Annotated in this window: 10 protein-coding genes and 1 rRNA gene; 5 read left to right on the top strand and 6 right to left on the bottom strand. The window is 64.0% G+C overall.

The features are described from left to right. The first annotated feature begins 244 nt into the window (after positions 1 to 244). Entirely contained in the window at positions 245 to 2,269 is a 2,025-nt protein-coding gene (locus tag OUZ49_RS11010; protein ID WP_266150455.1) for an autotransporter outer membrane beta-barrel domain-containing protein, read from the top strand. A 78-nt stretch (positions 2,270 to 2,347) separates the two neighbouring features. Here OUZ49_RS11010 and OUZ49_RS11005 read toward each other — a convergent pair whose 3' ends face one another. After that, positions 2,348 to 3,229, bottom strand: coding sequence for a YbaY family lipoprotein (locus OUZ49_RS11005; RefSeq protein ID WP_266150454.1), 882 nt, complete (start codon positions 3,227 to 3,229; stop codon positions 2,348 to 2,350). 978 nt (positions 3,230 to 4,207) lie between these two features. Between OUZ49_RS11005 and OUZ49_RS11000 the strand changes: the two genes are divergently transcribed. After that, complete coding sequence (locus OUZ49_RS11000) at positions 4,208 to 4,774, top strand: helix-turn-helix domain-containing protein (protein WP_266150452.1); 567 nt, start codon at positions 4,208 to 4,210, stop codon at positions 4,772 to 4,774. Between the two features lie 85 nt (positions 4,775 to 4,859). Here the strand turns inward: OUZ49_RS11000 and glyS are convergent, their stop codons facing one another. Together glyS and glyQ are read right to left on the bottom strand one after the other, a co-directional pair. Next, positions 4,860 to 7,010, bottom strand: coding sequence for a glycine--tRNA ligase subunit beta (glyS, locus tag OUZ49_RS10995; RefSeq protein WP_266150451.1), 2,151 nt, complete (start codon positions 7,008 to 7,010; stop codon positions 4,860 to 4,862). Further along, positions 7,007 to 7,918, bottom strand: coding sequence for a glycine--tRNA ligase subunit alpha (glyQ, locus tag OUZ49_RS10990; protein WP_266150450.1), 912 nt, complete (start codon positions 7,916 to 7,918; stop codon positions 7,007 to 7,009). Before glyQ ends, glyS begins: the two co-directional genes overlap by 4 nt. A 95-nt stretch (positions 7,919 to 8,013) precedes the next feature. On the opposite strand from glyQ, the gene tfpB reads away from it, so the two are divergent. From tfpB to OUZ49_RS10975, 3 genes are all read left to right on the top strand, one after another. Beyond that, complete coding sequence (gene tfpB / locus OUZ49_RS10985) at positions 8,014 to 9,825, top strand: type IV pilus assembly ATPase TfpB (protein ID WP_266150449.1); 1,812 nt, start codon at positions 8,014 to 8,016, stop codon at positions 9,823 to 9,825. 47 nt (positions 9,826 to 9,872) lie between these two features. After that, entirely contained in the window at positions 9,873 to 10,595 is a 723-nt protein-coding gene (locus OUZ49_RS10980) for a glutamine amidotransferase (protein WP_266150448.1), read from the top strand. 90 nt (positions 10,596 to 10,685) lie between these two features. Then, positions 10,686 to 11,810, top strand: coding sequence for a hypothetical protein (locus tag OUZ49_RS10975; RefSeq protein ID WP_266150447.1), 1,125 nt, complete (start codon positions 10,686 to 10,688; stop codon positions 11,808 to 11,810). 18 nt (positions 11,811 to 11,828) lie between these two features. On the opposite strand, the gene OUZ49_RS10970 is transcribed toward OUZ49_RS10975, so the two are convergent. The 3 genes from OUZ49_RS10970 to rrf form a co-directional block, all read right to left on the bottom strand. After that, positions 11,829 to 12,152, bottom strand: a complete 324-nt coding sequence (locus tag OUZ49_RS10970; protein ID WP_266150446.1) for a DUF1820 family protein — start codon at positions 12,150 to 12,152, stop codon at positions 11,829 to 11,831. A 9-nt stretch (positions 12,153 to 12,161) separates the two neighbouring features. Then, positions 12,162 to 12,845, bottom strand: coding sequence for a rhomboid family intramembrane serine protease (locus tag OUZ49_RS10965; RefSeq protein ID WP_266150445.1), 684 nt, complete (start codon positions 12,843 to 12,845; stop codon positions 12,162 to 12,164). Positions 12,846 to 13,590: 745 nt separating this feature from the next. Further along, positions 13,591 to 13,705: ribosomal RNA gene (rrf, locus tag OUZ49_RS10960) — 5S ribosomal RNA — on the bottom strand. Between the last annotated feature and the right edge of the window lie 3 nt (positions 13,706 to 13,708).

The following is a 13,708-nucleotide window of genomic DNA, read 5'->3' as shown; positions in this document are numbered from 1 at the left end:
CAACAGCCGCAGGCTGGTCAAGCGGGAATGACGAGTTTTTGAAGTTACGTGTAATACCCGGCCCCTGGGGCGGCCGTTGCCAGCACCACCCGCCGAGCCCAAAGAGGGGGTTCCGGCGGTCGGACGGTGGTCTGCCAGCAGGGGAAATCACTCGCGATGCGGCGCAGCATGCGCTTACGTATGGGCATGCATTACCGTAACGCGGGAATAACAAAAGACCATTCCGGTCCAGGAGCGTTAAGACATGCCCCGCATTCGCACCATTGCCGGCGCCATCACCGCCGCACTGATCTTCAGCACCCCTGTATTCGCCGCCAATTCGCAGTTCGACAACGTCGTCGTGTTCGGCGACAGCTTGAGCGACGCCGGCAATATCTCGCTGGCGACCAACCCCGCCATCCAGCCTCCGCTGAAGTTCACCACCAATCCGGGCGCGGTGACGGTGGAGAACGTGGCCGGCCATTACGGCATCTCGCTCACCCCCTCGCTCGTTGGCGGCAGTGATTACGCCTGGGGCGGCGCGGGTGTGCTCACCAACTCGCCTGGCACGCCGTCGGCCGTGCCGACCATCACCACCCAGGTGAACGCCTATCTCGCCAGCGGCCAGGTCGACAGCAAGACGCTGTACTCGATCTGGGGCGGTGCCAACGACATCTTCGCTGCCGCTACCTCCGTCGGCGCGGCCGCCACGGCGCAGCAGTTGATCGCCCAAAACGTGGCCAACCAGATCGCCTATTTGCAAAGCCAGGGCGCAACTCCTGCACAGATTCAGGCAGCCACCCCGCAGATCACCCAGGTGGTGACCGCTCAGGTGACCCAAGCAGTGCTCGCCGCCGCCGGCGTGTCGTCCCTGCAGACGCCTGACCAGGCGCAGGCGTCCATTGCCGCCGCCGCACAACAGGAAGTGAAGCTGATCGGCCAGCTGCAGGCCGCCGGCGTGAAGAACATCCTGGTGTTCAACCTGCCCAATATCGGCGCGACCCCGGACGGCACGGCGCAGGGCGCTGCAGCCTCCGCCTCGCTGACCGGCCTCAGCCTGGTCTTCAACGGCCAGCTCAACGCCGGCCTGGCTACGCTCGGCAAGGGCATCGTCCCGCTCGATACCTACAGCCTGCTCAACGAAGTGATCGCCAACCCGGGCGCCTACGGCTTTACCAACGTGACCACGCCGGCCTGCGGCGTCGGTTCCAGCTCGGTGATGTGCGGCCCGGCAGGTTCCGGCCTGCCGTACACCTGGGCCGCCGGCACCAACATGACCTATTTGTTCGCCGATGGCGTGCACCCGACCACCGGTGCCGACGTGATGCTGGGTCAGTACGTGGTCTCGGTGCTCAGCGCACCGGGTTACGCATCGATCCTGGCCGAAGCGCCGCTGGCTTCGATTGCAGCGCAGAACCGCGCCATCCGCACGCAGATGCTGGCTGACGGCCAAGGCGGCGAAACGCGCGTCTTCGCCAATGTGGACTACGGCGACCAGACCTTCGACGCCAGCAGCGCCTCGCCGCGCACCAGCAGCAACAACGTCAACCTGACCCTGGGTGCCGACGTGCGCGCCACCGACAACCTGTCGGCCGGCGTGGCGCTCAATATCGGCCAGCACAACGCCAGCTACACCGGCGGCGGCGGTTACAAGCTGCAGGACGTCTCCGGCCTCGGCTACATCACCTATCACCAGGCGGGCGCCTACGTCGGTGGCTATGTCGACTTCGGCTCGGACAACTTCTCCGACATCGAGCGTCGCATCCAGCTGGGTAACGCCCAGCGCACCGAAACCGCCAAGGCCGACGGCAACCACCTCGGTGGTGGCGTGACCGGTGGCTACTGGTTCGACATGTCGAGCCTGCGCAGCGGTCCGTTCGCCACGGTCGAATGGCAGACGGTCAAGGTCAACGGCTTCAACGAAGCCGGCAACGACAGCACGGCCATGTGGTTTGGCCGCCAGCAGCGCGACTCGCTGCTCTCGGTCGTCGGTTGGCGCCTGGAAGGCCAGTGGCAGGCAGGCAACGTGTTGCTCAAGCCCTACGCCGAACTGGCCTGGAACCACGACAGCAAGGCGGATCCACGCGACGTCACGGCCGGCCTCAACAACATGCCGGGCTCCTTCAGCCTGCTTGGCTTCGCCCCGGACAAGACCTGGGGTACCGGTGACCTGGGCGTCAGCGCGCAGTTCACCAAGGCCATCAGCGGTTGGCTCGGCTACAGCGGTCGTTTCGAGGACAGCAGCCAGCGTTACAGCAGCGTCAACCTCGGCATGAAGTACGACTTCTAAGGCTAAGGCGAGCGTCACCCAACAAAAAAGCCGTCCGCGTGAGCGGACGGCTTTTTTTATGCTCCGTGTCGGAGGGGCTTACTTGCCCTTGCCACCGGTGGCGAGACTCAGGATGGCCAGTGCCTGCTTCTGCAGGTCGGCGGCGGCGTCATCGCCCAACGGCGAAGTCTTGCCACCCGCTTCGGACGTCTTCAGCACCAGCGTGCCGTCCTGGCTCCACGCAGCGCGGTCGGTCGACGTCGGCTTGGCATCCTTGCTGGCCTTATGCTGCTGCACCACGACCCACGGCTTGCCATCCTTGAAGGCGAAGTCGGTGCTGGTGAAGCCCTTGTCGCCGAAATCCACCTGCTCGCGGATGAACTTCACTTCACCCGCTTCGCGGAACACCTGCCAGCCGCGCGAGACATTCGCTTCGAGCTTGGTGCCGCTGCTGATCTTCATGCCGCCGATCTGCTTCTGCACCGCGGTGAAGGCAGCGAATTCCTTCTCGCCCGGAGTCTGCTCGGCCACCAGCTGGATGCTCACCTGGCTCGGCGAACCCTTGGTCAATACCGGCGCCTGGATCGGCATGGTGTACTTGCGATCGCCATCGGTCAGCACGGCCTTGACCGTGTAGATGGCAGCCGGATCGATATCGGCAGGATTGAAGGTCAGCTCAAACGACTGCGGGAATGTCGTTGCCGGGCTGATCGTCTTCGTCGCCAGCGGTGCGGCGTCCTGTGCCGATACGTTCACCAGGCTGATATCCAGCTTCGCCGAAGCGCTCAGCTGGCTGGCGTCGCGCAAGGTCACCGTACCGGTAACGGCGTTGGCATTGGCGGGGGCACCAGCGGTGGTACCAGCGGGAGCCGTCGCGCCACCAGGGGCCGCGGTCTGCGATGAGTCCGAAGAATTACTGCAACCAGCCAGAGCCAGAGCCAGAGCAGCGACCGACATCAGCGACCAAACCAACCTGCGCATGGGAAAAACCTCTATCGAATGTCAGAGCGAAGCGCGAGAACCAACAGGCGCCAACACGCCTCGACTCTACACGGGGGAAGCTCTCAGGATAGCCCAAAGGATATGCCTTGTAAAAGCTTACTCCATTCGCGAGCGTATGCCGCAATTAATCGCCAGCCCATTGGCGCATAAACAAAAAGCGTGGCTGATTAGCGAACACCTGCTAATACGGTATTAACCCGTCTTTGCAACGCTGGGTATATTGGCGGTAATAGAAGCGAGCACGATCCACGCCGCCGCTGCTGCCACAGGAACAGCTCGCCTTCGAATACATGCGTGGGCCGATCCCACCGAAGCGAAGTTCGCTACCCACGGGTCTGCAACACCTCCTGCTCATCCGCGTTGGCATTCTGACTTGATCCTCATGGGGAGACAGTTCGCGTATGGGATGTGCCATGTGCGAGGGCATCAAGTTGCCTCGGGTCATCGTTGCTGTCGTAGCGGCCCATCCAGGCATTGCCCGCCGTACCGAAGTCGTGGCTGCGGGTAAGCGCGAGCTTCGTCGCCTTGTCCTGGCAAACAGGCGCCAGGGCCCGCGAAGGTACCTACGGGTGATGCAAGGCGTGCGGCGAGCGTAAGTTTGTTGTTGATCTTTTTACGAAACAGCCACCTCGCTCCCAAGCCAAGATTCCCCCGGGGGCTGACCCAGGGATCGAGAACTTGCTTTCCTCACCCTGGGTCGCAGGAACTAGACCTGGAGCGCCCGTACTTTCCTGTCTGTCAGCTGAACAAGCCGGCGAGTTTGTAGTTACCAATCAAGGACAATTGCGTTGTTGATCTAGGCGAAGTTGCTGGATATCGCGACTATCCCCCAAGAACCTACGGACCATCGGAAAGCTTTTACGATCGTCAACGACTTGCTAACAGTCGCTTGACGCTGGCAATTCATTTTCGGGTTCACGCTCACTACAACTTGTCGCCATCCGCCAGGAAACTGCGATGAACATGCAAAAATTTACGCCACCCGAAACGGCAGGCACCTTCGCCGATCGCATCAAAGTGCTGATCCAGCGCGTAGGCAGCGTCACTGAAATCGCCCGAATGTGCGGTTTTTCCGAGGGCGTGGTGCGCAGCTGGCGCGACGGCAACACCGATCCGTCGCGCGCCCGCTGCGTGACGCTCGCGAAGACGCTGGGCATTTCGCTGGTATGGCTGGTAGCGGGTGAGGGTTCGATCCAGACGGACGCGATCACCTCCGGGGAAGACCAGCCGAATGCGGAGTCCACGGCCAACCGTCACCGCACCAAGCTGCGGACCGCCGCCGACACCCTCCACGCCAGCGGCATGGCCATGGATCCGCAACGCCTGAATACCGCGCTGCGCATCCTGCAGTCGGAACTGGACCTGGCCGAAAGTCACCTGACCCTGGCCGACAACGCCGACATGCTGGCTGATCTTTACGACATCCTTGGCCCGGGTGGCGCAGATGTCGACGCAACGGCGATGGTGGCCTTCACCCACCGTCTGGCCGAACGCGTCAAGCGTGGCCGCACGATCATCGGCTAAGCGCAAGCCGCGTTTCGCACGAAAAAAAACGGCAGCCCATCGGCTGCCGTTTTTTTGTGGGGTCGTCACCCCGCGTCATCGCACGTCAAAGGCGTGCGATATCGGCAATGGCGCCAAACTGCGCCTTGAGCTGACCCAGCAAGGCGAGGCGATTCGCCCGCACGGCCGGGTTTTCGGCGTTGACGAGCACGCTGTCGAAGAACGCATCCACCGGAGCCTGCAACTGCGCCAGCCGCGTCAGTACGGCTGCATAGTCGCCTGCCTGCAACGGGGCCGCGGTATCCGCACGCGCACCATCGAGCGCCGCCGCCAGGGCACGCTCGGCGTCGGCTTCGAAATAAGCGGCATCGACCGTGCTGCCCACGACTGGCGCGCCCGCTTCTTCCGCCTGCTTGCGCAGGATGTTCGCCACGCGCTTGTTCGCCGCCGCCAGGCTCAGTGCTTCCGGGCGACGGCCGAATTCGGCGACGGCACGCAGTCGCCGGTCGAAGTCGACCAGGCTGGCCGGCGTCACCGCCAACACCGCTTCGAACTGCTCGCCGGTGAAGCCCTGCTCGGCGTAATAACCGCGCAGACGCTCGAGCACGAAGTCATACAGCTCGTCGACCAGGGCCGCACGGCGCTTGCCTGCATCCAGGGAAGGCGCCTTACCGTCCTTGCCAGGCTTGAGGCCGGCCGCCAGGGCGGCTTCCGGCAGCAACTCCAGGGCTTCGACAAAGGTGCCGCGCAGGTCGAGTTCGAGACCGCCTTCGACCAGGGTACGCGCCAGACCCAGCGCAGCGCGACGCAGCGCGAACGGATCCTTGTTGCCACTGGGCTTCAGGCCCACGGCAAAGATGCCGGCAAGCGTATCGAGGCGATCGGCGACGGCGAGTACGCGCCCCACCTTGCCCGCGGCGATGGCGTCACCGGCAAAGCGCGGCTGGTAGTAGCTGTCGAGCGCAGCGGCCACTTCCGGCGTTTCGCCATGATGGGCGGCGTAGTAGCGACCCATCACGCCTTGCAGCTCGGGGAACTCGCCGACCATGCGGGTGAGCAGATCGCACTTGCTGAGCGCGGCCGCGCGCGTCGCTTCGCCGGCGTCGACATCGACGCGATTAGCGATGATGCGTGCCAGCTCGGCCACGCGCACGCTCTTGTCCCACAGGCTGCCCAGCGCCTGTTGATAGGTGACGCTCTTCAGCTGGTCCTGATAGCCCGCCAGTGGCGTCTTCAGGTCCTCGTCCCAGAAGAACTTCGCATCGGCAAAACGCGGACGGATCACGCGCTCGTAACCCTTGCGGATTTCGCCGGGCTGCTTGCTGTCGATATTGGCGACGCCGATGAAATGCTCGGTGAGTCTGCCTTCAGCGTCGAACACCGGCACGAACTTCTGGTTGGTCTCCATCGTGGTGACCAAGGCTTCCGGCGGTACCGCCAGGAATTCGCGCTCGAACGTGCAGGCGATGGCCACCGGCCATTCGGTAAGGTTGGCGATTTCGTCGAGCAACGCGTCGTCGAGCTGGGGCACGCCATCGGTTTCCTTCGCCACGCGCGCCACTTCATCGCGAATCTTCTGGCGCCGCTCGAGCGGATCGGCCAACACCTTGGCCGAACGCATGCCGTCCAGCCAGCTGTCGGCATCGACCACGTGCAACGGCTGCGGATGCATGAAGCGATGACCACGCGACTTGCGCCCACTGCTGAGGCCAAGCACGTGGCCATCGATGATATCGGCGCCATGCAGCATCACCAGCCAATGCACCGGACGCACGAAGCTATAGTCGTGGTCGCCCCAGCGCATCGGCTTGGGGATGGGCAGGCCCTTGAGTGCCTCTTCAACGATTTCTGGCAGCAACGCCGCCACCGGCTGACCGGGCTTGGTCGCGCGGAAAACGAACCAGGAACCCTTGTCGGTTTCCAGCTTTTCCAGCTGTTCCACGCTGACGCCGCAGGACTGCGCAAAGCCCAGCAAGGCCTTGCCCGGCTGGCCATCGGTATCGAGCGCGGCGTTGAGCGCCGGCCCGCGACGCTCAATGGTCTGCGCCGGCTGCTGCACCGCCACCTCCGGGATATGGACGGCCAAACGACGCGGAGAGGCATAGGACCTGGCGACGTCCAGCGCGGCGCTGACGCCACGCTTGGCCAGGCCATCGCAGATGCCGCGCAGGAAGGCGGCGGCCAGTTCGTCCAGCGCCTTGGGCGGCAGTTCTTCCGTGCCCAGTTCGATCAACAATGGCTTGCTGGCGGCGCTCATGCAGCCTGCTCCTTCAGGTTCTTCTTAAGGCCCGGAAAACCGAGCTTCTCGCGCTGCGCCACATAGGCTTCCGCCACGCCGCGGGCCAAGGTGCGCACGCGCAGGATGTAACGCTGGCGCTCGGTCACGCTGATGGCTCGACGCGCGTCGAGCAGGTTGAAGGTGTGGCTGGCCTTCATCACCTGCTCATAGGCGGGCAGCGGCAGGCCGGCGGCGATCAGCTTGTTCGCCTCGCCCTCGCAGACGTCGAACCAGCGCAGCAGCTCGGGCACATTCGCGTGCTCGAAGTTGTAGGTGCTCTGTTCCACTTCGTTCTGCAGGAACACGTCGCCGTAGGTCACGGTGCCATGCGGGCCTTCGGTCCAGATCAGGTCGTAGACGTTGTCCACGTTCTGCAGGTACATGGCCAGGCGCTCGAGGCCGTAGGTGATCTCACCCGTCACGGGACGGCATTCCAGGCCGCCGGCCTGCTGGAAGTAGGTGAACTGGGTCACTTCCATGCCGTTGAGCCAGACTTCCCAGCCCAGGCCCCAGGCGCCCAGGGTGGGCGATTCCCAGTTGTCCTCGACGAAGCGCAAGTCGTGCACCAGCGGGTCCAGGCCCAGCTCCTTCAGCGAGCCGATGTACAGGTCCAGGATATTGTCCGGATTGGGCTTCATTACCACCTGGTACTGGTAGTAATGCTGCAGGCGGTTCGGATTCTGGCCGTAGCGGCCGTCGGTCGGGCGGCGCGAGGGCTGCACATAGGCAGCGGCCCACGGTTCGGGACCGAGCGAGCGCAGGAACGTCGCGGGGTGGAAGGTGCCGGCGCCGACCTCGGTATCGAGGGGCTGCAGCAAGACACAACCCTGGGCCGCCCAATAGCGGTTCAGGGTCTGGATCACATCCTGGAAGGTGCGCGCGGACATGGCTTTCCGTGGGCTTGAATAAAGCGCGTTAGTATAGCCGCGACCGCTTTCGCCGCTGGCTTTTCGGCGAAAACCCTCATCGGAGAGATTGCCGCATGGCCGCATCACCGCAATCCGCGACCCTGCTCGGCCGCCGTGGCCGACTGGAACTGGACGAGCTGCTGGCAACGCTGGTGGTCGATGGCTACCTGCTGGCCGAGGACGCCAAGCTGGTGCGCATGGGCGCACGCAGCGGCCGCAGCACGGTGGAGCTGCATCCGCTGGTGCTGGTGGCCAACGCGAAGCTGCCCAATCAACGGGAGCCCGGGCGCCCCCTGGGTCTCGAAGCCTTGACCGAATGGCTGGCCGGCCACGCCAGCCTGCCGTATCTCAAGATCGATCCGATGAAGATCAACGCGGCGGCCGTGACCCAGGTGGTCAGCCACGCCTATGCGCAGCGGCATCGCATCCTGCCCGTGGGCGTGGCGCCGGGCGAGGTCACCTTCGCCACCTGCGAGCCGTTCGACGCCGGCTGGGCCAAGGATCTGGCCCAGATGATTCGCCGCGACGTGCGTCGGGTGGTGTCCAATCCGGTGGACATCAACCGCTACCTGCTGGAGTTCTACGGCGTCCAGCGCTCGATCCAGCTTGCCCAGGACGCCAAGGGCACCGGCTACGACTCGTCGGCCATCCTCAACTTCGAGCAACTGGTGGAGTTGGGCAAGGGTGGCGAAATCGGCGCGGACGATCGCCACGTCGTGCATATCGTCGACTGGCTGCTGCAATACGCGTTCGAGCAGCGCGCCTCGGACATCCACCTGGAGCCGCGCCGCGACGCCGGCCGCATGCGTTTCCGCATCGACGGTGTGATGCACAAGGTATTCGAGCTGCCGCCACCGGTGATGACCGCCGTCACCGCGCGCATCAAGATCCTGTCGCGCATGGACGTGGCCGAGAAGCGCCGCCCGCAGGATGGCCGCATCAAGACGCGTTCATCGTCGGGGCGCGAGGTCGAGCTGCGCATTTCGACCATGCCCACGGCGTTCGGCGAGAAGGTGGTGATGCGCATCTTCGACCCGGACCTGGTGGCCAAGGATTTCGGCCAACTGGGCTTTTCCGCCGAGGAGGGCGCGATCTGGCGCTCGATGGTGGAGCGCCCGCATGGCATCGTGCTGGTCACCGGCCCGACCGGCTCCGGCAAGACCACCACGCTCTACTCGACGCTGCGCCACCTGGCCACGCCCGAGCTCAACGTGTGCACGGTGGAAGACCCCATCGAAATGGTCTCGCCCGAGTTCAACCAGATGCAGGTGCAGGCGGCGATCGATCTCGATTTTGCCGCGGGCGTGCGCACCCTGCTGCGCCAGGATCCGGACATCATCATGGTCGGCGAGATTCGCGACCTGGCCACGGCGCAGATGGCGGTACAGGCCTCGCTCACCGGCCACCTGGTGTTATCGACGCTGCATACCAACGATGCGCCCAGTGCGGTCACGCGCCTGCTGGATCTGGGCGTGCCGCACTATCTCATCCAGTCCACGCTGACTGGCGTGGTGGCACAGCGCCTGGTGCGCACGCTGTGTGCGCACTGCAAGCAGGAAACTGCGCAGGATCCGCACGAATGGACGGCGCTGACCCATGGCTGGTCGATCCCGCTGCCGGACAAGGTCTACAAGCCCCAGGGTTGCCTGGAATGCCGCAACACCGGCTTCATGGGGCGCACCGGCATCTACGAGATGATGCAGTTGTCCTCGCGCCTGCGCGGCCTTATCTCTGCACAGCTGGATCTCGGGCATTTCGGCCATGCCGCGCTGGCCGAAGGCATGAGTCCATTGCGCATTTCCGCCGCCGCACAGGTCGCGCGCGGCGTGACCACCGTGCAGGAAGTGCTCAACGTGATACCGCCGATCGAGCACAGTTCAGTTTGAATCTGCATCATCACACCGTCTCTTCGTCCTGGAAGTCGCCGCATCGCATGAAGCCCGTCCTGATCATCCGCACCGGTCGCGCCCCTGATTCCATCCGCGCTCGCCACGGCGATTTTCCACACTGGTTCCGCCTCAGCGCCAATCTGTCGCCGGAGCGTGTACGCATCGTCGATGTGGAGGCCGGTGAGACGCTTCCGGCCGCTTCCGAGGTAGCGGGTGCACTGATCACCGGCTCGGCCGCCATGGTCACCGAGCGCGCGCCCTGGAGCGAGCGCACCGCGGGCTGGATCCGCGATGCGATGGACCTCGAGCTGCCGATGTTCGGCGTCTGCTATGGCCACCAGCTGATGGCGCACGCACTCGGCGGCCGCGTCGACTACCTGCCGGGCGGACGCGAGATCGGCACGCTGCCGATCAAGCTGCTCGAAGCGGCCAAGCAGGACCCGCTCGCCGCCGACCTGCCGTCCGAGTTTCGTGCCCACACCACGCACGAGCAAAGCGTGCTGGAGGTGCCCAAGGGCGCCACCGTGCTGGCCAGTTCGGAGCGCGACCCGCACCACTTGCTCCGTTATGGCGCGAACGCGGTCAGCGTGCAGTTCCACCCCGAATTCAATGCCGACGTCATGCGCGCGTATATCCATCGCAAGCGCGATGCCATGGACAAGGAAGGCTTCGATCCGCGGCACACATTCCGCCAGGTGGCCGCGACGCCGCTGGCACGCCGGCTGATGCGGCAATTCTCGCGGCACCACGGGCTCGCCAAGGGCTGACCTACACGGGCAAGTCACAGTGGCAGCCTAGAATGACCGTGCCGGGCGCCTTTCCGCGGATTGCGCGCTCTCCGCGAAAGGATGGGCGAGATGGCATTGAAGCAGCCGCATGTACATCGCGCCGCGGTGATCGCGATGCGGCTGGTCGATATCGCCGACGCCATTGATCTGACGACCGCCGAATCGCTGTGGGTACATCATGCACGCACGGCCGCCGCGCGCGGTCGCCTGCTCAACGCACCACCGAAGGCGGTGGCGTTCGGGGTGCCGCCGCTTCAGCTTACGCTTGATCCCCAACAGATCGACATCGGCGGGCGGCCGATGCAGGCCACCGTCATGGCGCGGCTTTATGATTTTGGCGCCGTCGCCTTTTCCCTGCGCGTAGCAGCCGATGATCTTTCCTGGGCGGACTTCACCTCGCGCGTCAACGCCGTCGATGCCGCGTTGGGGCTGTCTTCAGACGCAGCGGTGTGGCCTAGGCTGTTGGAACAGATCACCACGATCATGCGTCCCGCGCTCTCGCGACCCAGCGTCGAACCGTTGCAGGAGGACTATCTGCTGGGGCTCGTACACTCGATGGAGGGCGTGAGCACCACGGCTTCCTTGCATCACGAGGTCGACCTCGTGCCGCTGCTGTCCGGCGAGTCGCGCCCTCTGTCCGAGCAAGCCCGCCATGAGCTGTTGCGGCAGCGCTTTTCCTACTATGCCGATGACCTCGTGGTGCTGACTTGGGATCGCGCCTTCATCATCGAGCCGCGCAACGATTCCGATGTGGTGGATATCTTGGAGGTGGCCAATGCGCAGCTGCTGGAGTTGCGCTATTACGACGAGCTGCTCGATGCCGAGTTGCCGCGCATGTATGACCTCGTCGAAGCCACGCTCCACGTCGCCAGCCCATTCGCCGCGCGGCGCTACGCCGACCTGGCGCGTCATCTCTACACCTTGGTCGCTGAAGTCACCGAGATCACCGAAAAAGTGGACAACGCGCTGCAGGTGACCGAGGACGTCTATCTCGCCCGCGTCTATGCATCGGCGCTGGATTTGTTCCGCGTCTCACACGTGAGCAAAGCGGTCGATCGCAAGCTGGCCATCATCCGCGACAGTTACGCGGCGCTCTATGAAGAAGCCTCGAGCAAGCGCGGCGAGCTATTGGAGTTGGCGATCATCCTGCTGATCGTGGTGGAGATCGTCATCGCGGTGATGCGGCACGTCTAAACGCCCGCCGGCCTGACCTTAGCGGCTCCGCGGCGGCATCGGAAACGGCGTGATCTTCTGCCCATCGCTGGCATCGCGAATGACCAGTGCGCCCTTGCTCTCGACCTCTTCGATGCGTACCACCGACTGCATTGGCAGATGGAGTACGCGGGTGTCCTTGAACTCCTCGCGCAGGCGCTCTTCCGTGGGATCGACCAACAAGCCCTCGCCAGCCGACTCGAAGACCAGCTCGCCAACCTCGGTGAAACCCCAGAGACTGCTGGAGGCCACGTGCCGGGCATAAAGCTCGTAGCACTTGCCCAGATGCAGGAAGGTCACCTTATAGAGTTTCTTGATACGCATACGCGCATTTTATCCTCGCAGACGACGCGCAATCGAATCTCGTGAAAGCAGGGCGAACACCACGCCGAACAAGAACCCTGCAATATGCGTCCACCAGACCACGGCCCCATAGCTTGGTCCTGCATAGGTGAAAAGCAGCTGCAACAAGACCCAGATGCCGATCAACAGGAAGGCAGGCACCCGCACGAACTCGAGATACAGCCCCAGGGGCAGGACCAGGCCAAGACGGGCACGCGGAAAGAGCGCGATATAGGCACCGAGCACCGCGGACACCGCTCCGCTGCAGCCGATGATGGGTGAACGCACCCCGGCCAGGGACAGGGCGCCAACCAGATTGGCGAAGATACCGCCCAGCATGAACAACAGCAGGAAGCGCAGCGACCCCAGTGCGCGTTCCGCCGGAATGCCGAAGATCACCAGAAACAACAGGTTGCCCAGCAAATGCAGCCACGCCAGGTGGATGAACAAGGCAGTGGCGAGGCGCAGCAGGGCGGGGTCGTGCAATTGCGGCAGTATCGGCATCTTCGCGTCGAAGATGTTCGCCGGCACCGTACCCCATTCCAGCCACATCGAAACGCGCTGCGGCGCAGGCATCAGGGCCAGCCAGACGAAACTGATCACGCAAACGACGACCAACAGCGTGGAGGCCCATTGCACGTGCTTACGACGTCGGGTTTCGACATGGACAAACACGTGAAGGTCGCTCCGCGAGACGCCGATTAAGGACACTCTGCATCATAGGCGATAAGTCGCAGCACGGCGAAGCTGGTGAGCCGAACCTGGATCTTCCTCATCGTCGGCCCTCCCTCAGCGTCATTCCGCCCTCACCGGCGTCGCTTCCTCACGACCATTCCCCCCTCATCGTCGACTCCCCCTCACCGTCATTCGCCCCCTCACCGCCGGCTCTCCCTCACCGTCATTCGCCCCCTCACCGTCATCCCCGCGAAAGCGGGGATCCAGCGCCTTAGGCGTGAGCGGCATGAGGCGACAACTGTTGCGCTGTCCAACCCGTGCACAGTCACTGGATCCCCGCTTTCGCGGGAATGACGGTGAGGTGTTGATGGGCCGTTCGGCCGCCGCCGATGTTGTCGAAAGCCCAAAACAAAAACCCCCGACGCATAGGCGACGAGGGCTTGGCTTGAAACCTTTGGCATCGAGCGGAGGCGTCAACAGCGTGCGTTTTCGACACGCCAAAAAGAACAAACCCCCGTAGCAGTTGCTACGAGGGTTTGGGATGAAGCCCCTGGCGGTGACCTGTTGCGGGGGGCGCCTGCGGCGCGCAAAGCGCGAAACACACAAAGACAAACGCCTTCCCGGATGGGAAGGCGTTTGAGGATGAAGCCCCTGGCGGTGACCTGTTGCAGGCTGCGCCTAACGGCGCCAGGGCCTAAAAAGAACAAACCCCCGTAGCGTGAGCTACGAGGGTTTGGGATGAAGCCCCTGGCGGTGACCTACTCTTGCATGGGCAATGCCACACTACCATCGGCGCAGCTGCGTTTCACTTCCGAGTTCGGGATGGGATCGGGTGGGACCACAGCGCTATAGCCGCCAGGGAA

Origin of the sequence: Dyella halodurans (assembly GCF_026283925.1) — a bacterium.
GTDB classification, from domain to species: domain Bacteria; phylum Pseudomonadota; class Gammaproteobacteria; order Xanthomonadales; family Rhodanobacteraceae; genus Dyella; species Dyella halodurans.
The sequence above is the reverse complement of the archived record's forward strand: the minus strand, read 5'-3'. Positions and strand labels throughout refer to the sequence as shown.

What these genes read in the sequence shown, in the direction of transcription:
- OUZ49_RS11010 (WP_266150455.1), top strand. Translation starts at nt 245, where the DNA reads ATGCCCCGCATTCGCACCATTGCCGGCGCCATCACCGCCGCACTGATC.
- OUZ49_RS11005 (WP_266150454.1), bottom strand. Translation starts at nt 3,229, where the DNA reads ATGCGCAGGTTGGTTTGGTCGCTGATGTCGGTCGCTGCTCTGGCTCTG.
- OUZ49_RS11000 (WP_266150452.1), top strand. Translation starts at nt 4,208, where the DNA reads ATGAACATGCAAAAATTTACGCCACCCGAAACGGCAGGCACCTTCGCC.
- glyS (WP_266150451.1), bottom strand. Translation starts at nt 7,010, where the DNA reads ATGAGCGCCGCCAGCAAGCCATTGTTGATCGAACTGGGCACGGAAGAA.
- glyQ (WP_266150450.1), bottom strand. Translation starts at nt 7,918, where the DNA reads ATGTCCGCGCGCACCTTCCAGGATGTGATCCAGACCCTGAACCGCTAT.
- tfpB (WP_266150449.1), top strand. Translation starts at nt 8,014, where the DNA reads ATGGCCGCATCACCGCAATCCGCGACCCTGCTCGGCCGCCGTGGCCGA.
- OUZ49_RS10980 (WP_266150448.1), top strand. Translation starts at nt 9,873, where the DNA reads ATGAAGCCCGTCCTGATCATCCGCACCGGTCGCGCCCCTGATTCCATC.
- OUZ49_RS10975 (WP_266150447.1), top strand. Translation starts at nt 10,686, where the DNA reads ATGGCATTGAAGCAGCCGCATGTACATCGCGCCGCGGTGATCGCGATG.
- OUZ49_RS10970 (WP_266150446.1), bottom strand. Translation starts at nt 12,152, where the DNA reads ATGCGTATCAAGAAACTCTATAAGGTGACCTTCCTGCATCTGGGCAAG.